Here is a 17,145-nt window from a genome sequence, read left to right as displayed (position 1 = left end):
TAGGTTTAACCTACGTCTCGTTTCGTCATTTTCTTGCGATGTAGCATATCAAGAATCAGACTCCACAGCGGTGACGGGTTTCTTAAGGTGGTTAGGTTATTCCCAAGGCGTCTCAGTTGTCTTCGCACCATGGCCATATTCGCAAGGCTTGCAAGCGATTTATCTTTCCAAGAGCAGTGTGGAATTATGCCCGAATACGCCCATTCTTGTTGCCACTTTTTAGCTAAGTCGGGCGTAATAGCAAGGGCGCTGGCTAATCCAACAAGGGCACAGCCCTGCTCAATTACTTCCTCTGCTACCTCGGCCCTTTTTATACCGCCAGTTGTCATAAGCGGAATATCAGTTTTACTCACCAGTGCCTGCGCAAATTCCAAAAAGTACGCTTCTCTGGCCAGTGTGGTGTCGTCACGGGTTTGCCCTTGCATGGCAGGCGCTTCATAACTGCCGCCAGACAGTTCTACAACATCAACACCCAAGGCTTCCAAGCGATTTACCACCTCACAGGCATCATCAAAAGAAAAACCATTTTTCTGAAAATCTGCAGAGTTAAGCTTTACCATTACAATGAAGTCTTTAGCGCAAACCGCTCGAACCTGACTGACTATATTTATCAGCAAGCGTGCGCGATTAATAATAGAACCGCCCCACTCGTCTTGACGCTGATTAGTAAGCGGAGACAAAAACTGCGTAAGCAAATAACCGTGAGCGGCGTGAATTTCAACGCCATCAAACCCGGCTTTTTCAGCTTGCTTAGCAGTTTGAACGAAACGTTTGCACACATCGTGAATGTCTTGGCAGGTCATTTCTCGTGGTTGAGCAAACAGCTTAGAGTGTTTACCCATATCAAGCGGTACAGCAGAAGGCGCAATAGCTTTGCCTTTCATCGCTTTAAATACCTGTCGTCCAGGGTGATTAATCTGCATTATGGCTAAAGCGCCATTAGACTTAATGATTTTTGCCCACTTTTGAAACGGTGCGATGTCGGTATCTTTTTCTAGTGCAACGCCACCTGGCCCTGTCATGGCGCCTTTATCGACCATAACGTTGCCTGTGATCACCATGCCTAAATTGCCGTGGGCCCAATATCGATAGAGTGAGTACAAAGACTCTCCGGGAATATTTCCCATACTCGACATATTTTCTTCCATAGCAGCTTTAACAAGACGGTTTCGCGCTGTTACGCCACATGGCAAGGTATACGGAGAATACAATATGGAATCTGAAGACATTTACACTACAAGCCTTTTAATTATGCTCACGTACTTTAATGGTTCTTGCTACTAATTGCATCATTACATCAGCACTATTTCCTTAAAAATTCGCTAAAGTAATCAAATAAAAAGCGCTATTTTAGTTTATAAATTGCGTTTCTTGTACAGCCCTTGTGCGCTCGGCACTTGAATTTTACTCAAGCATCCACATATCTATGATAGTTCAATAATACTCAATGTTTGTGTGTTGCTGTTTAAGCAAAGCTTCAACTGAGGGCCACACAGGTAAGCTTTTGAAAAACTAGATGTTATGTTTGGTTGATTTATAGCCAAACCCTTAAAATTTATAGTAATTTTCAAAAGAATGTATTTCACCATGTAACAAATGTGCTATTATTGAAAATCACACTCGGGGCTGATTAGGATTCGACAGGATCTAGGAAGCCGGAGGTGCATGCAGAGGAGCGGTTTGCCTCTTAAAAAGCCGCATTTAAATAGTCGCAAACGACGAAACATACGCACTAGCCGCTTAATAACCGGCATAGGCCCTTCCACCCTAGTCTTTTCCTGCTAGCGGGGATTCGGAAGGTCATCCAAGTAGGATAGCGAGGGAACCTTGTCTAAGGGTGAACCGCGAAACAGTATTAGGCCAGCTGCAAGGAAATCCTGTTTGTCGGAGTTCCAAGCAGTTAAATAAATGACAAACTAAGCATGTAGTACCAAAGGTAGACATTTTCTGGACGCGGGTTCAAATCCCGCCAGCTCCACCAATTCCCAAAGAAACCCTAAATCGCGTTAAGTTTCAAAGATTTAGGGTTTTTCTTTAAATACCCATTTGGACCCCCTTTTTGGACCCCTTGATATTGTAGCTTATCTGTAGGAAACTACAGGTCGTTTATTAAAAGGAGGTAATATAATGAGAGTTTTGGTCGGATTATTAATTTTCTTTCTTGTTAGCTTGTCGAACGTAGCCTTAGCAAATGAACAAGCCAAAACTATGGCACAGTGCGCTTTTGTGGCTTTTAATTTAGGCCTTGAGCAAGAAACAACATTATTCACACAGGCATATTTGAAACTACGATCGATTGAACAGGTAGATCGTGACTATGAAGATCGGATGGTTTTTACTGAAGGTTTGATCATGGGCTATGCTGCGGCAAAGAACGAAACTCCTGCAAAGGTTTACCGGGATTTCTACTATGAAATATGCTCTGGTTCTGTTGAACGATACGCAAATGACCTTACTAATGGAGATCGTTAAAATACATGTCGAAGGATCGCGTCTCAACGGGTAAGCGTGGGATCTACTGGATGAGTAACACGTTGTACGCTCGAATGGTAGTTCCTCAAGACGTCCGGGAACACTTCCCAACCGGAGAACTTATTAAGTCACTCGAGACGGACGATCTCAAGATCGCCGAATATAAGGCCGCTCAGTTGTTCCACGAGTGGCGGTCTCAAATCAAAAAGTATCGAGGATCTTCGACAGCCATCGACGAGGCTCTTCGTTGGAAAAAGGTTATCGAAGCGGAGAGACGCAAAGACGCCGACCTATTAGCCTCATTCCGTAAGAAAAATCCCTATAACGAACTTACGACCGCCGACTTAGACGACCTTGAGATTGGTACACAAGCTCTCGCACTGGACGACTATCTCGAAAACGTATCACGGACTAAAGGAGCAGCCGAAGCCGAGACCTTAGCGAACATTATCTCGGGGAATCAGGTCCCGACGCTCTCCTTCTTAGATGAATGGAAAGCCAGTCTCGAGAATAAAGTCATCCCGAGAACTCTCAAGCAACACGACACACGGATCAAGAAGATGGCCGAGAAGTTCCCTGCGCTCCCCATTAAGAAGACCGAGGTCGCTCGTTGGATCGTTGAGATGGAGTCCGGAGAGAACGCTCCCGCTATTGATACGCTAAAGGGCCTTATCGGAGCTTGTCGGAAGTATTACGGCTTCTTAATGAGGATGGGACACCTTGACCCTGACGGCGTTAACCCTTTCGAGAACCCGGAGTTCACCAAGAAGAAAAAGGTTAGTCGCAAGGAGATCCGCCAAGCGTGGGAGACTGAGGACGTTATTAAGTTGGTCGACGCGGCGCGCGCTAAGAAGGACGACGCGAACCTCCACGACCTGATCCTCCTTGGGGCTTACACCGGGGCGCGTATCGAGGAGTTAGCAGACCTCAAGGTCGAGGACGTCAAAGAGAAGGACGGAGTTAAATACTTTGAGATTGGCGACTCAAAGACCGAAGCCGGACTCCGGGATCTTCCCGTTCATAAAGATATTATTCCCCTCGTCGAACACCTCGTCGAGAACTCGTCCGACGGTTACCTTCTACCCGGGGAACCGGTCACAGCGAACGGAGAAAGGTCTTCGGCTATCGGGAAGTCGTTCGGTCGACTTAAGACGAAACTTGGTTATGATAAGCGTTACGTCTTCCACTCCTTGAGAAAGACCCTTTCGACTCTCCTCGAGCGTCAAGGTTACCACCACAACCAAGCCGCCGAGATAACAGGCCACGAGAAGGTCGGGGAAACTTACGGAACGTATTCGGCGGGACTCACAATTCCCGAGAAAGCCGAACTCTTGAACAAAATCACGTACAAGGGCCTCAAGGTCGAACCGAAACCGGGCAAAAGGGGTCGAGGCTAAGGTCTCCGCCCCCGGGCCCCTCCTCAAGTTCCCTCTACATTATTTTTTCATCGCGGAAATATTCTGACCCCAAATAATCAATAAAACTCCGATAAGTATTTCCCAATTCTCTATACCGATCATCACACAACCAATAATACCGACCAATGCTCCTATATATTTATTCATCAACTTACTCCTTGTTTTACTAAAATACTCATACGTTAACATTTGACGCTTAAAAAATCGCCCCTCGAGTTCCCTCCAACGTCTTACAACGGCGTAACGTCTCGCGGTGTCGTACTTCGTGACGAGGGTCATAGTAAGGTCACGGTCTAGGCGGAATAATGGCTCGAGACGTCCTCGGCTTGATTTCTCATAATCCAAAAATGGATCGTGAGATTTACCTAACTTTGTAAGCATCGAACGGACGTCTCTCATAACGTGACCGTGTTCTTTGTTTGTTAACTCCGCGATCTCGCGGCTTGTCATTGTGTGTTTAAGATTCACTTCGACGCCTCCTCGAGAACTGTTCTCTCGGCCCCAATTTTGGGGGCGTTAAGACCCTCTCCTCGATGCGACCTTCCCACTCGAGAGACAGTCCCACACAAGATACTAAATAATTGATTTACAGAGATTTTATTTCGTTATAGGATTATTCAAAGTTCAACCACAAGGAGTAAACGAGAAGATGAACTTTAACGAACCTGTCCTATTCAATGAGTCCAAAGCCGCCGCCCTTGGTTACCCCGAGAACTGCCTTCCTGATGAACTTTGGGCCGCCTCTCCCCGAGACCTTCACAACGCCAACGAGAGTGACGTCTTCGCTTACCTTTGGGATAAGGTAACCAACCCCGAGAACGCCACTCATATCGTCAAAGAGGGCCGTCCTTACATAACTCTTGGGGACCTGTTCTTCGTAGCAAAGGAGAAGATTGCTGACGTTGCTTAATAGGAACATGAAGAACAACGGGAGGCCCTGTCCGACGGGGCCTTTCGAATTGTCGCCTCGTATAAGAAAAAGAACACACCCAAAGTAGACCTAGATAATGTGCTCAAAGGGGTAATAAGGCTCAAATCGTCGATTACCTAAAACCCAATAAGGACGCGGCCTGTAGAATTGTCCCCTCGTATAAGAAGAAGAACACACCTAAAGTAGACCTAGATAGTGTGCTCGAAGGGGTAATAAAGGCTCAAATCATCGATTACCTAAAACCCAGTAAAGACGTGGTCTGTAGAATTGTCCCCCCGTATAAGAAGAACACACACTATTATATTCCCAAAGAACGACCTAAAGAACAGCCGATTATTCCGTCGGAAATATGACCGGGGAATGGTCTTATAATTTCGATTTTTAGGCCAAAATTAGGGAGTTCGCCGAATCGCTGAAACCCAGTAAGGACGCGGCCTCCCGAATTGTCCCCTCGTATAAGAAAAAGAACACAAGACGAAAAAGTCGAAAAGATTGTTCTTATGGTTATCTTTAAGACCTACCACCAAGATTTAACGACCGAACGACCTTAAGGGGGGCATCGGGACCGTTTGGGGGGTAAGGGGGGCCGTCTAAACGACGTTCTTAAAGACGACCTTAAAGATGTTCTTAAAGACCCTACTTACTTATGTTCTTACTAACATTCTTACAGAACCTTTAGGTCCGTCTTAAAGATGTTCTTAAGGATAGCCTTCGAGGTAGGTAACCCTTAGACCTTAAGGTTCAACTCGAAGACTCCCCTTAAGAACCACCTTTGTTTTGGTTGCTATCAATTACAAATGCAACCTACCTTAGAGAGTTTCCTCAGACAAAGGACCGCCCTAAAGAGCATACTTAAGATTCTTCAAGTCTCCTCGCTACAGGGCCATGAAATATCTGAGGTCTTCTCCTTCCTTAGTTGGTCCTTGGTGGGCTTAAAGTCCCGACGTAAGACTTCCCCCGGGTTTATCTTCTTTTACCGGAAAGCCGTCGGGCAATCCCTTATTCCCTTACAGACGTTCCTCGGAGCGTCTTCTTTTTGTCAATTTGCATACTTTCGTTAACTCATAAACACCGGAGAACATCACCCATGAGAACCGACATAAAAAACCGGACGCCTTACGGCTCCACTCGACGCCGCATCGTTGTTTGTGCCGACAAGACTACCGAAAGCCACATCTTAGAGGCTCAGTCTCGTTTATCTGATTTGACAGGCATAAAGCCGAGCTTATCCGTCGCCATTGCTTATCTGGTCAAAGAGGGCCACAAAGCGACCGCCACTGACAACTAACCGGAGAGCGCTTCTTCACCTTTCCCGAATCCCACCTAAGGAACACAACCCATGAAGAAAAAGATCATTGACGTAAAGACTGAACTAAAGAAGCCGAAGACGTTCGTCCAAAAGGCAACATTCATAAGACCCAAACGATTCCCGGATGTATACACATTTATGCGTCCTCACTCAAAAGAGACGCTTAAGGAAATTCTCGGGGATCTACGATTCATAACAGGCCGCGAAAAGATGGCTCCCTTCGAATTATTCGATGTCTTTCTTCACTACTGGATAAACGAGACCAAGAGAGAGGGTCGCAGTAGGGTGACAAAGAAACTTGCGGCTGCCTATGCCTTCGCTCAACGTCGGATGAAAGAGCAACAGTGTAAGGAAAAACAAGAGGCAAACGAGTTCGCCGATCGCCTCCTCGAGTCTCTCTTAAATTCAGACAGTCTTAATGAGGACAGCGTCGATGGTTAATCCCTATGTCCTTCAACTGATAAGCAACAAGAACGTTCAAGAGTTCTTCGACGGTATCCCACGCAACGAGCGCGATATCCGAATAGCTAAAAGAAACAAGCAAGTCTTGTTAGCCGTTATTTCACTCCTTAAAGGTCACGCTCAGCATCATGTACCTTTAAGACGTATCAAAGCGAGAGCGGGTGTCTCGTTAACTCAGGTTAAAAACGCACTTAACGACCTTAAAAACTTAGATCTCCTCGTAGTAATGCATTACCAAGGCTTACCTTGCGTTATGACAACAGGACGCCATTTCGAGGCCCTTTTCGGCCCAATAGTCGATGAATAATCGTTGAGTCTCACCATAAGAACCATTCAAAGACAATTTCCCCACGAAGCCCATTTCCCCGGCCTTCAACTTCCCCGTCCCCTTTCCTCTTGGAGTGCAACGCTCCGCCAACCTTTAAGCAATAACCCTTACCCATAAGGAACCAACAACATGCAACATCAATCCATTGAGAACCGCAACTTCGCGGACCTTATCGCGAACGCTCGCCCGGAGCAGATCCCAACGTTTAACGACGAAGGCGACTTCCGAGGATACAAACACACCGCCCCTTCGGACTTTAGCGTCTCTCTCGACGACTCAGTCGTTACGAACGACGAAAGGGCCACACTTCCCGAGGCAACCCGTTCAACCCTTCGTCGAGATATGACAACGGCAAACAGTTCCTCCCTCTCGAACGCTTCACAGCCGAACACATTCACATGGAAGCACATGATCTTAGCGTCGGGCATTTTAGCCAGAGCCGGGACTTCCTTCGACACAAGCGGCAACTTCGAAGGGACTCCGTTCTTCCCGGGCTTCGACTCTCACTTTGGGACCGCTTGGCTAGGCGAGAACGCGGAGATCCCCGAGAGTACGGCCTCGACGGTTAACTTCCCGTATTCAATCCACACAGTCGGAGCCTTCTCGCTTGCGTCTCGCTACATTACGAAGCTTGCCCCGGGACTTATTCCCCAAGTGAAGATCGGACAAGGCATCGCCATTAAGAACGCCGTTGAGCAAGCTCTTATCGCCGGGGACTCAGCGATCAATGCGAACCAACCCGACGGCCTCGTTAAGCAAGTCACCGGACAAACCTTGGCCGGAGCCTCAAAGACGGGACTCGTTATCCTTAGCGAAGCAATCGAAGTATTAGAAGGTAACGGTCTGGATAAAGACGCTCTATCAGTCGTTATGTCACCGGACGTCGCTAAAAAGATGAGACAAGAGACCGGAGCCAAGTCGCACCCCGCTTTAAGTTTACCGACTAATCGAATGTTGGTCTCGAAGTTCATGCCGACGGGAACCCTTATCGCCGGACGTTATAGCGACTATCAGGCCGTCACAAGTTCTGAAATTCAGTTCTTAGCGCATACATACACACCCGCCGGACAACCAGAGACCGGAGCGACCCGAATCCGCTCATTGTTCGACGTAGACGCTAAAGTCTTGAATCAAGAGAGCTTCGTCAAGGTTACGGGAATCGCTTAACGACTCCGCCTTAAAGAATACCCCCCGGGGGTCCTTTCCTCGGGGCAACCTACCACCAAGGAGAACAAACAATGAAAATATTTAAAAGAGGAAATAAATCGGACTATAAACTCGCTCTTGAAGAGGCAAAGGGATGCATTATCTCGACCCGCCCCGGAGACCCGGAGAGCGACTTCAAGATAGGAGACCACGGGGTCCGGATCATGGTTAGCGCATTTGGAGACTATCAGTCGTTTATCTTAACCAAAGCGTCGAAAGAATGGCTTAAAAATTCCTACAACATGAGCGATATAGAAACGGATAAGATCTTCCGAACACTTATGGCAAGAGCGAGACAACACATCCAAAAGAAAGCCCATAAAGATGAAACAGGGAACGAGAACTTTATTCCCGGAACTCGCCAACGCTGGACCTCGAATCCGTTTCGTTGGGGTTCTTAAATGCTCCCCCTCCCCCGGGGGTAGACGAAAAGAAGCCCCTCTCGATTTAATCCCTCGGTCGTTCCTCTTGGCCCTTGTTCTCAAAGCATGGCCCACACGACCGACCGAGAGAACCGCTTCCGTTTACCTCCGAGAAACTCCTCACGTCTCAGCCCTTACGAACACCACGAAGAAGGCTCACGCGTTCCACAGTGTCAAACCTTACGAAGGTTCGGAACGGAGACGTCGAGGAGGTTGTTCGCGAATGGCCCCCGGTCAATAGGCCCCGGCTAGATGATAGCCCTCGAATGGATGTCCCACGCCAACCCGGAAAGATTATCCCCGGGAAGCGTCAAAAATAGCCCCGCGTTAAAGCCCCTCAGAGCGCCTCAGAGCCGCGAAGCGAGTCGTTAAGGTATTCGCGCGAAGTCTCCGAGAAATCCGCTCAGGGCGTCGCCTAGGCGCGTTCTTATGGGTCCTTTCTAGGCTCTACACCGAGGGTCATTCGCGCTGCGGTTATTCATTTCTCGGAGCCATAAAAGAATACATTTACGTTTATCTATAACCAAAAGGAATATATAGCATGATTGTTAACAGAGCAGAACTCGCGGACGTCCTCGGGGTCTCCGTCGTTACGATCGACAACAGGATAGCGAGAGGTCTCCCCGTCGAACGTAAAGGCCGCGAAGGCAAGTCGTACGAGTTCGAGACGTCCGACGTTATCGACTGGCACGTTAAGAACCAAATCTCAAAGGACAATCCCCAAGGAACGCCCGAAGGAGCGTCCAACGGCTCACCATCAGACCTTAAACAAAGGAAGCTCGAAGCAGAGACGGAGATCTCGGAACTTGAGAGAGACAAGCGTCGAATAGAACTCGCCGAGAAGAAGAAGCTCGTCGTTCTAGTAGAGGAAGTGGTCCAAGGGTTCGCCAACGAGATCGCCAACCTTCGCGCCCAACTTCTTAACCTTCCGCGTCGAGTCGCCCCTCTTATCGTTGGGGAAATGCACGAGGACCGCGTTAAGGAAGTTCTCGAAGACGAGATCGACATTCTTCTAACTGAACTACACGAGAGAGCCTTAAAGGAGGCCGAGGAACTTAACGATGAGTGATAAGCAATACAACGAACTAATGAAGGTCTACTCAGACCGCTATTACGTCCAAAAGAACACAGACGGGATTTACGTCCTTGTTAATCATGCCGCTTGGAAAGTTCTTAGAGGACATTCACACGACAAAGCGCAAGTCCACATAGAAAGTTACGATATAGAGGCTAAAAGACTTCTTTTGACCATGACTAAGGGGTCAGTCCGTCTTTTTAACAATCGCCTTAAATTGGCCGATAAACTTGACGGAGAATGGGAGAAATCTTCGACCGACGACGGGGGCTTCCTTGTGTTTGAGTCTAAGGACGTCCACAAGGTCGCCGAAGCCTTCGGAATCAAGAAGAAGCCACAACGGAAACCGCTGAGTGAGGAACGTAAGAACAAACTTCGAGAGCAACTCGCGAAGGTGAGACCATGAACCAAAAGTACACCGCAAAGAAGCGAGTCCAACGACGCCGGGAGACGTTCTTCCGTGAGTCGAGACGGGAGGCCCCCGGGTTCGTTATCCTTGGGACTATCGGGGAGAACTTGAAGAAGGAGGTCTCGAGGGACCTTCTTACTATTCGCTAGTTGTATTAAGCAGTGAAGACCCCATCTCACGTATAACGTAGTTTAACAAGGACCTAACATGGACGACTTAACGGATTTCGACCGAGAGGGCTTCCTCGAGGTTTCATCTCTCGGAGTTTTTACGTACGTAAACAACACTTACGGCGAATTTCTAGAGGTCTTCTATCGACTTAATAAGCTCGCGTGGTCTCTCCAATACGAGATGAGTATCCCCAAGCCTGAGAAAGATATTCGCCGCGCATGGTGCGCAATTCTTTATGCTAGGTCCCTTAACTTCGTTCAGGCCGCCATAATGCTTGCAACTAAAGGAATGAGAGTCCAAGCGGACACACAACAACGATGCGCCCTCGAGACGCTCTTTAAGCTCGGAGCCGTAACGAACGACGAGCAATTTATCATCGACTATGAACTCGCAGAACGTAAGGACCGTGTTAGGCAAGGTCGGGCTTTTGCCTCTTATTTAAGCCGAAGGAAACCTAAAGACAAGGCACTAATAAAGCAGGTCGAAGCGTCTTGTAATACAATGGAAGCAGAACTAATCGAACGGCTTAAGTCTCATCGCCCGGAGTTATTTGTAGGACGCTCCGAAAAGGAGGCTCTCAAGAGGTTCTCAGTAACAACGGAACAATACGCAAGAAAAGCGGATCGGCTGGATAGGTACGACTTACTTTATCGGATGGGGAGCGCGGCGGTTCATTCTGATGCGAAGTCTCTTGAGGACGGACACTTCGAACTTAACGATGACGGAACCGTTAAGGAGTTCAAAAACGAACCTCACCTCGAAGATCTCGATATGGTCATACATACGCTTTGTGAAGTGGTTATAGACGCCGTCCGGTTCGTTGGACAAGCTCTCGATCATAACGTCCCGGAGGATGAGCTTAGAAGCATTGAGGAAGCTCTCGAGGCGTGTCATAAGGACGCGGATTCAGTTCCCAAATAAGAGTTGAACCGGAGCCAAAAGAACTATAAGCGAGAGCCTATTTTGGACCCCTTTTTTGGACCCCCTAGAGATTCATAACCCCGTGAATATAGGCGCTTAAAGAGCTTCAAGGGCGATTGTCGTAGACTCCCGCCAGCTCCACCAATTCCAAAGGCTTGCCACTCGGCAAGCCTTTTTCGTTCCAGCGTCCGAAATTTGTAAATTGTTCTAATTAAAACAAAACACACACTACCTAAATAAAAGCTATTCCCATTTAGATGGTTATATTATAACATTGCAGTACAATTCTAATGTATAGCTTCTCCAAACAATGCAAACAAATTCAGTGATATGCGCGGATGCGCTTACCGTGTGTGTTGACGATCGCACGCTTTTAGACAATCTCAATTTTAATGTAGGAAAAGGCGAAGTATTTGCACTTTTAGGTGGAAATGGCGCAGGTAAATCCACCACCCTTAAAACTTTTTTAGGGCTTATGAAGGCAAGTAGCGGTAGCGCCACTGTATTAGGGCATAATGCCTCTACCCAGCCAAACCAAGTTCAAAAGTCTGTTGCCTACTTACCCGAATCTGTCACCTTATATGGCCATCTTTCTGGCGTAGAAAACATTCGTTATTTCTTGTCAGTAGCTGGAGTCGATAAGTCTGACGACGATATGTTCGCCGCACTTCGCAAGGTCGCACTTCAAGAAGACTCGTGGAATAAGGCGCTATCTAATTATTCAAAAGGCATGCGTCAGAAGACCGCAATTGCTTTGGCGCTACTGCGCAATGCGCCTGTACTGTTCTTAGACGAACCCACATCAGGGCTAGATCCAGCAGCCATCGACGAATTTAACGCGCTAGTGTCAGAGCTGGCAGCGGGTGGCGCTACTATTTTTATGGTTACCCACGACGTGTACGGTGCCTGCCAAGTTGCCCATCGAATTGTGCTTTTAAGTAATGGCAAATTAACCGGTTCTTTCGAGCGTGCAGGCGATACGCCAATAGATACTGAAGCCGTTCACGCAGCATTTGCAGGGCGTAATGTATGATACTGAATGTTGCTAAAATCATTTGTGCAGAACAGTGGCGCTATTGGATGCGAACAAAAGTAGCAGCGACCGTTTTATTGCTAGGCGCTATGCTTACCATAGCTGCACTGGTAGTTAACGCCTTTCACATCGATGAGGCTGCCCACACCAGAGACCACCTTCAAACAGAAGCTGAACAACGCTTTGAGGCACAGCCCGATAAGCACCCTCATCGCATGGTGCATTATGGTCATTATGTATTTCGTGCCCCCACTCCACTGAGCGTAATTGAACCGGGTGTCGATACCTACACGGGGAACGCTATATTTTTAGAAGGGCACCGCCAAAATAGTGCGATATTCGCCGAGCAGCGCCAATCCGCAGGGCTTACACGCTTTAGTAGTTTAACACCCAGCTTTTTAGCTTTGGTTCTTGCACCTTTATTTATCATTCTAATTGGCTACGGCAGCGTGTCACGTGAACGCGAAGCCGGCACGCTAACCTTATTACTTTCTCAAGGCACCACCCGTTGGCAATTGCTCTTAGGAAAGCTTCTGGCGCTCGTAACCGCTAGCAGCCTATTTTTACTCCCGCTACTGCTTGCCTGTCTTTATGTCGCGTTTTCAAACGAAAGTGCGCTTGTTGTAATACTCTTTTGCCTTAGTTATGTGGTTTATTTTTTACTGTGGGCTGCGGTAGTCACTGCGTGCTCGGCCATATTTGAAAAAAGCAGCGTTAGCTTCACCGTTCTTGTTGTCATTTGGATGAGCGCTTGTGTGTTGCTTCCTCGTTTAGGGAGCAGCGTTGCCACAAACATTGCCCCTTCAATGGGAAAACTTGAAGCCGATTTCAAAGTGGAAGAAAAACTTAGAAGTTTAGGTGACGGTCATGACGTTAACGATCCTGCATTCAAGAAGCTAAAAGAAGATTTACTAGCGAAATACAATGTAGATTCAGTTGACGACTTACCCGTTAATTTCAGGGGCATTGTTGCCCAGTACTCCGAAGGTCGACAAGCCAAAGTGCTTAATGAGTTTGCTGAAACCCGCATGACTGAAGAGTTGGAACAAGCCCAAATAGCACGGCAGTTTGGCTGGCTTTCGCCGACGGTTGCGGTGCGCTCTATTTCTACAATCCTTGCGGGAACTAGCCTCGAGACACACCACCGCTTTTTAAGGGAAGCGGAAACGCTAAGACTTGAGTTTGTTCAGGCTTTGAACAAGGTTCACGCTGAAAAACTCGATTACAAGTTAGATATGAACCGCAACGCCAGTGAAGAAGCAGCAGACAAAGCTGTAGTTGGCGCAGATAACTGGGCGATCTTAGCAGAGTTTGATTTTAAACCAGAAGCAGGAAGCACACGCATTAGTAACGCGTTGATTTATTTTATTCAGCTGTTGCTTTGGATGGGACTTACCGCACTACTTCTTCAAGCTGCAGTTAGGAGATTAAATCCATGATCCGTTTTAATGATATTAAACGAGAAGCGGGTTTCGTATTTGGCCATCGTCAGATAAAACTAACGCTTTTGGTCGTGTTTCTTTTAAGCTCGGTGTCGTTGTGGTCTGGCTATTCGGAAATGCAAGAGCAGCAAGCCACTATAGAGCGCTTGTTAGATAAAGATGAAACAGAGCGCAACGCTGTCCTTACTCACCAATCTAATTATGGCATGGTAGCCTATTACGCCTTTCATTTGACCTATGCCCCGCCCTCGCCGTTGGCGTTTGCTGCCGTAGGAGAGCGCGATGTGTTTCCGTGGAAGCACCGTATTAGAATGCTAGCGCTAGAAGGTCAGATTTATGAAAGCGATACAGACAATCCGGAGCTTGCTTTCCTAGGGCGTTTTGACTTTGCTTTCGTTACCAGTGTGCTGTTGCCTCTGTTTATCATTTTGCTCCTTTACGACTTAAAAGCGAAGGAACGCGAAGCCCGCCGTTTTGACTTACTTAATGTAACCGCACGCAATTCGCATGCTATTTGGTCATCACGCGTATTGGTAACCCTGGTGCCCTTGGCACTAGTTACACTTATTCCGTTTATTGCCTTTAGTGTAGTGAATGGCGCGTCTGTGTTTCAAACAGTAACGGTTTGTACCATCGTCATTGGCAGCATAATTGTTTGGAGCGCTATTGTGCTTGCTATAGGTGCTGCTAAGCGTTTTGCCAATTTCAGCGCCACGCACCTAGCTTCAATCATGTTAGGCGTATGGCTTGTCACAACGGTTATTGTGCCAGTTACCGGGCACACCATAATTAATGCGTCGGTCGATACACCTGAGGGCGGCGACATTGTGCTCACGCAGCGAGAAGCCGTTAATAGTGCATGGGACAAACCTGTTGAACAAACATGGGAAGCGTTTATTGAAACTCACCCACAGTGGGCGGATAAAACCGACTTTGATCCACAACGAGACAGTTCATTTAATTGGAAGTGGTATTACGCATTTCAACAAGTTGGCGACCAAACGGCAAAGGAACTTTCAGAGGCTTATCAAGCCGCCACCTTACGCAAAGATAAAATTGCAAGCTATGTTGCTCTGCTATCCCCGTCTTTGTTAACGCAACGCTTATTAACGAGTGCTGCTGATACCGATGTTAAAGCCATGGTTAACTACGAAAATAATGTTCGCGAGTTTCATGCGTCGTTGCGCAAATTCTACTATCATCACTTGTTTGAAGCCCCGGAGTTTTCATCGGCCAGTTTTAAACAGCTACCTCAATTTTCACCAAAAATAAGAAAGACACAGGAAAACACTAATGAAGACTAGTTGGGTAAAATCTACCCTCGCCCTTTCTATCGCAACGCTTTTGAATGCGCCTGCAAATGCGCAAAATACTGATATTCAATCGGAAGCGGATGTAGAGAAAATTACGGTGCATGGTATGCACCGTGCGTATCAAGGGGCATTTGAATATAAAGAAGTGCCGGCAGCAGCGCAGGATATCGACCTTGGTCTCATCAATGATGCAGGCGCTATAAACCTTAACGACGCTTTAGACCTGTCCGCTTCGGTAGCAAGGCAAAATAACTTTGGTGGCCTTTGGAACAGCTTTGCTATTCGTGGTTTTTCAGGTGACGAAAACTTACCTAGCGGGTTTCTGGTAAACGGTTTTAATGCAGGACGCGGATTTGGCGGACCTCGTGATCTCTCTGGCATTGATCATGTTGAAGTATTAAAAGGCCCTAAAGCTGCGCTGTTTGGTCGCGGTGAACCAGGTGGAGCGGTAAACCTTGTTACAAAGCGCCCCCAGTTTCGTCAAGGTGGTGAAATTAAAGCAACTTACGGAAGCTGGTCGCAGAAGCGCATTGAGGCTGATGTACAATCGGTTGCAGGCAGTACTGAAAATGTAGGTGTACGCTTAGTAGGCTTTTATGAAGATGCTGAAAGTTTCCGCGATACAGTAGAAACTGAGCGTTTTGGCTTTTATCCATCGGTTACGTGGGAAGCATCAGCAGACACCACGGTTACGTACGAACTCGAATACACCGAGCAAAAAATTCCTTTCGACCGTGGCGTAGTGGCCATCGATGGTAAGTTGGGCCATCAGCCAATTGAAACCTTTACTGGCGATCCTAATGGCGACACCATCGATACGGAAGTGGTTGGTCATCAAATTGAGATTTCTCATAAACTTGCTGACGAATGGAACCTGCTTTTGGGTGCTGGCTTACGCGATACTACTTTCGAGGGTAATGCATTAGAAAACAACTTTGGTGGTCGCCAAACGTTATTTATCGATCCTAATCAAGCCTTGTTGTCTCGTTTTAAGCGCTACCGTAATTTCCAAACCGATTACTTCGTTTTACGCGGCGAAATAGCGGGACAATTCGATACTGGGTCGCTATCACATCGCGTGATTATTGGTGCTGACTACGATAAGTTTGAAAATGACCAGATTATTCTGCGCTATCGCCCGCCATTCTTTTCAAGCGATACTGACATTAACGACTTGGACTTAGAACAGTACTTAGTGGTCGATATTTTTAATCCGGATTACTCACCACTTCCAGATGTGGAATTGTCTGATAACTTGGACCGTTTTGAAGTTCAGGAAGCGTGGGGTATCTATTTCCAAGACCAAATCAACATCACTGATAATTTCCAAGTTAGGCTGGGTGGTCGCTTCGATAAGTTCGAGCAGGAAATTGATAATCGCCTGGCGTCACCTGTAAGTACCACTTCACAAGACGACACACGCTTTTCTCCACAAGTGGGTGCTGTTTATCTGTTTGATGACACCACAAGTGTGTACGCAACTTACGGTGAAGGTTTCCGTCAGCTGACGGGGTCGGATTTCGCCGGAAACCCGTTTGAACCTAACGAATCGAAATCTGCGGAAATTGGTGTTAAAGCCGACCTCACATCAATGTTTAATAATATACGGGGTGATATCACCTTCGCCGTGTTTAATATCGAGCAAAGTAACATCCTTGTTTATGATGATAGCCCTGAGGCGTCTGACGGCTTCTTCTTAACCCCTGCTGGCGAAGCCCGTAGCCGTGGTGTTGAGTTAGACATTAACGCTGAATTTGAAAATGATATTTCGCTTTGGGTGTCGTACACCTTCGTAGATGCTGAAAGTACAAACGATGCGGCGGATGCTAACTTTGTTGCAGCCATTGAATCTGGCGATCCTTTAATTAACGTTCCAGAAAACCAATTGAGCATTCAGTTGAGCAAGGGACTTACATTTGCTGATATGCCAGTACGTATCGGTTCAGGGCTGTTGTATGTTGATGAGCGCTTAGGTCAAACCGCTACCGACTTCTACTTACCAAGCTACACCACGGTTCGTGCGTTTGCTGAAATAGAGCCTATAGAAAACTTGTCAGTTAAAGTTGCAGTAGATAACCTGTTTGATGAAGAGTTTTATACTAACTCTTTCGCAGATGTGTGGGTTGAACCTGGCGCGCCTCAGCGCTTTAGGCTTACCGCCGCCTATCGCTTTTAAGGTTTAAGGAGAGGCTTTTAAAGCCTCTCCGTTTATGATGTTCAGGTGTTGTTTTAA

General features: G+C 47.2%; 17 protein-coding genes, 1 other RNA gene and 1 pseudogene. 16 read left to right on the top strand and 3 right to left on the bottom strand.

What is annotated here, in order from left to right:
* Nucleotides 1-5: 5 nt before the first annotated feature.
* Nucleotides 6-1,229, bottom strand: a complete 1,224-nt coding sequence (locus BZA03_RS04155) for an NADH:flavin oxidoreductase/NADH oxidase family protein (RefSeq protein WP_014976383.1) — start codon at nt 1,227-1,229, stop codon at nt 6-8.
* Nucleotides 1,230-1,622: 393 nt separating this feature from the next.
* On the opposite strand from BZA03_RS04155, the gene ssrA reads away from it, so the two are divergent.
* The 3 genes from ssrA to BZA03_RS04140 all read left to right on the top strand — a co-directional run bounded on the left by ssrA (nt 1,623) and on the right by BZA03_RS04140 (nt 3,869).
* Nucleotides 1,623-1,981: a transfer-messenger RNA gene (gene ssrA, locus BZA03_RS04150) on the top strand.
* Between the two features lie 146 nt (nt 1,982-2,127).
* Nucleotides 2,128-2,472, top strand: a complete 345-nt coding sequence (locus tag BZA03_RS04145; protein ID WP_110288053.1) for a hypothetical protein — start codon at nt 2,128-2,130, stop codon at nt 2,470-2,472.
* Between the two features lie 5 nt (nt 2,473-2,477).
* Nucleotides 2,478-3,869, top strand: a complete 1,392-nt coding sequence (locus BZA03_RS04140) for a tyrosine-type recombinase/integrase (protein WP_110288052.1) — start codon at nt 2,478-2,480, stop codon at nt 3,867-3,869.
* 39 nt (nt 3,870-3,908) lie between these two features.
* Here BZA03_RS04140 and BZA03_RS20550 read toward each other — a convergent pair whose 3' ends face one another.
* A complete protein-coding gene (locus BZA03_RS20550) occupies nt 3,909-4,037 on the bottom strand; it encodes a hypothetical protein (protein ID WP_258364577.1) in 129 nt (42 codons plus the stop codon).
* 75 nt (nt 4,038-4,112) lie between these two features.
* A pseudogene (locus tag BZA03_RS20675) lies at nt 4,113-4,340 on the bottom strand (Rha family transcriptional regulator); the annotation flags it as partial.
* Between the two features lie 199 nt (nt 4,341-4,539).
* Here BZA03_RS20675 and BZA03_RS04130 point away from each other — a divergent pair.
* The 13 genes from BZA03_RS04130 to BZA03_RS04075 all read left to right on the top strand — a co-directional run bounded on the left by BZA03_RS04130 (nt 4,540) and on the right by BZA03_RS04075 (nt 17,088).
* Nucleotides 4,540-4,800, top strand: coding sequence for a hypothetical protein (locus BZA03_RS04130; RefSeq protein ID WP_110288050.1), 261 nt, complete (start codon nt 4,540-4,542; stop codon nt 4,798-4,800).
* A gap of 1,108 nt (nt 4,801-5,908) precedes the next feature.
* Nucleotides 5,909-6,109, top strand: coding sequence for a hypothetical protein (locus BZA03_RS20335; RefSeq protein ID WP_146212359.1), 201 nt, complete (start codon nt 5,909-5,911; stop codon nt 6,107-6,109).
* A gap of 51 nt (nt 6,110-6,160) precedes the next feature.
* Nucleotides 6,161-6,571, top strand: coding sequence for a hypothetical protein (locus BZA03_RS04125; RefSeq protein WP_110288049.1), 411 nt, complete (start codon nt 6,161-6,163; stop codon nt 6,569-6,571).
* On the top strand, nt 6,564-6,899 hold the full coding sequence (locus tag BZA03_RS04120) for a hypothetical protein (protein ID WP_110288048.1): 336 nt from the start codon (nt 6,564-6,566) through the stop codon (nt 6,897-6,899). The genes BZA03_RS04125 and BZA03_RS04120 overlap by 8 nt, the downstream gene beginning before the upstream one ends.
* 150 nt (nt 6,900-7,049) lie before the next feature.
* Nucleotides 7,050-8,087, top strand: coding sequence for a phage major capsid protein (locus BZA03_RS04115; protein WP_110288047.1), 1,038 nt, complete (start codon nt 7,050-7,052; stop codon nt 8,085-8,087).
* A 71-nt stretch (nt 8,088-8,158) separates the two neighbouring features.
* Entirely contained in the window at nt 8,159-8,527 is a 369-nt protein-coding gene (locus tag BZA03_RS04110) for a hypothetical protein (RefSeq protein ID WP_110288046.1), read from the top strand.
* 562 nt (nt 8,528-9,089) lie between these two features.
* Nucleotides 9,090-9,617, top strand: a complete 528-nt coding sequence (locus tag BZA03_RS04105; RefSeq protein WP_110288045.1) for a terminase small subunit — start codon at nt 9,090-9,092, stop codon at nt 9,615-9,617.
* The gene (locus BZA03_RS04100; RefSeq protein WP_110288044.1) at nt 9,610-10,029 is read left to right on the top strand and encodes a hypothetical protein; all 420 of its coding nucleotides are present in this window, start codon (nt 9,610-9,612) and stop codon (nt 10,027-10,029) included. Before BZA03_RS04105 ends, BZA03_RS04100 begins: the two co-directional genes overlap by 8 nt.
* 210 nt (nt 10,030-10,239) lie before the next feature.
* Nucleotides 10,240-11,124 (top strand): DUF5677 domain-containing protein, encoded by an 885-nt coding sequence (locus tag BZA03_RS04095; protein ID WP_110288043.1) that lies wholly within the window; start codon nt 10,240-10,242, stop codon nt 11,122-11,124.
* Nucleotides 11,125-11,434: 310 nt separating this feature from the next.
* Nucleotides 11,435-12,157, top strand: coding sequence for an ABC transporter ATP-binding protein (locus BZA03_RS04090; RefSeq protein ID WP_069944200.1), 723 nt, complete (start codon nt 11,435-11,437; stop codon nt 12,155-12,157).
* A complete protein-coding gene (locus BZA03_RS04085; RefSeq protein ID WP_110288042.1) occupies nt 12,154-13,596 on the top strand; it encodes a DUF3526 domain-containing protein in 1,443 nt (480 codons plus the stop codon). Before BZA03_RS04090 ends, BZA03_RS04085 begins: the two co-directional genes overlap by 4 nt.
* On the top strand, nt 13,593-14,903 hold the full coding sequence (locus BZA03_RS04080; RefSeq protein ID WP_075176484.1) for a DUF3526 domain-containing protein: 1,311 nt from the start codon (nt 13,593-13,595) through the stop codon (nt 14,901-14,903). The genes BZA03_RS04085 and BZA03_RS04080 overlap by 4 nt, the downstream gene beginning before the upstream one ends.
* A complete protein-coding gene (locus tag BZA03_RS04075) occupies nt 14,893-17,088 on the top strand; it encodes a TonB-dependent siderophore receptor (protein ID WP_075176483.1) in 2,196 nt (731 codons plus the stop codon). Before BZA03_RS04080 ends, BZA03_RS04075 begins: the two co-directional genes overlap by 11 nt.
* Nucleotides 17,089-17,145 lie beyond the last annotated feature (57 nt).

The sequence above is a fragment of the Alteromonas sp. I10 genome (genome assembly GCF_003201515.1).
GTDB lineage: Bacteria > Pseudomonadota > Gammaproteobacteria > Enterobacterales > Alteromonadaceae > Alteromonas > Alteromonas macleodii.
This window is presented reverse-complemented; position numbering and strand designations above follow the sequence as displayed.

Bases quoted from the DNA above. Each gene is read 5' to 3' on its own strand.
- BZA03_RS04155 (WP_014976383.1), bottom strand. From the start codon at position 1,229: ATGTCTTCAGATTCCATATTGTATTCTCCGTATACCTTGCCATGTGGC.
- BZA03_RS04145 (WP_110288053.1), top strand. From the start codon at position 2,128: ATGAGAGTTTTGGTCGGATTATTAATTTTCTTTCTTGTTAGCTTGTCG.
- BZA03_RS04140 (WP_110288052.1), top strand. From the start codon at position 2,478: ATGTCGAAGGATCGCGTCTCAACGGGTAAGCGTGGGATCTACTGGATG.
- BZA03_RS20550 (WP_258364577.1), bottom strand. From the start codon at position 4,037: ATGAATAAATATATAGGAGCATTGGTCGGTATTATTGGTTGTGTGATG.
- BZA03_RS04130 (WP_110288050.1), top strand. From the start codon at position 4,540: ATGAACTTTAACGAACCTGTCCTATTCAATGAGTCCAAAGCCGCCGCC.
- BZA03_RS20335 (WP_146212359.1), top strand. From the start codon at position 5,909: ATGAGAACCGACATAAAAAACCGGACGCCTTACGGCTCCACTCGACGC.
- BZA03_RS04125 (WP_110288049.1), top strand. From the start codon at position 6,161: ATGAAGAAAAAGATCATTGACGTAAAGACTGAACTAAAGAAGCCGAAG.
- BZA03_RS04120 (WP_110288048.1), top strand. From the start codon at position 6,564: ATGGTTAATCCCTATGTCCTTCAACTGATAAGCAACAAGAACGTTCAA.
- BZA03_RS04115 (WP_110288047.1), top strand. From the start codon at position 7,050: ATGCAACATCAATCCATTGAGAACCGCAACTTCGCGGACCTTATCGCG.
- BZA03_RS04110 (WP_110288046.1), top strand. From the start codon at position 8,159: ATGAAAATATTTAAAAGAGGAAATAAATCGGACTATAAACTCGCTCTT.
- BZA03_RS04105 (WP_110288045.1), top strand. From the start codon at position 9,090: ATGATTGTTAACAGAGCAGAACTCGCGGACGTCCTCGGGGTCTCCGTC.
- BZA03_RS04100 (WP_110288044.1), top strand. From the start codon at position 9,610: ATGAGTGATAAGCAATACAACGAACTAATGAAGGTCTACTCAGACCGC.
- BZA03_RS04095 (WP_110288043.1), top strand. From the start codon at position 10,240: ATGGACGACTTAACGGATTTCGACCGAGAGGGCTTCCTCGAGGTTTCA.
- BZA03_RS04090 (WP_069944200.1), top strand. From the start codon at position 11,435: ATGCAAACAAATTCAGTGATATGCGCGGATGCGCTTACCGTGTGTGTT.
- BZA03_RS04085 (WP_110288042.1), top strand. From the start codon at position 12,154: ATGATACTGAATGTTGCTAAAATCATTTGTGCAGAACAGTGGCGCTAT.
- BZA03_RS04080 (WP_075176484.1), top strand. From the start codon at position 13,593: ATGATCCGTTTTAATGATATTAAACGAGAAGCGGGTTTCGTATTTGGC.
- BZA03_RS04075 (WP_075176483.1), top strand. From the start codon at position 14,893: ATGAAGACTAGTTGGGTAAAATCTACCCTCGCCCTTTCTATCGCAACG.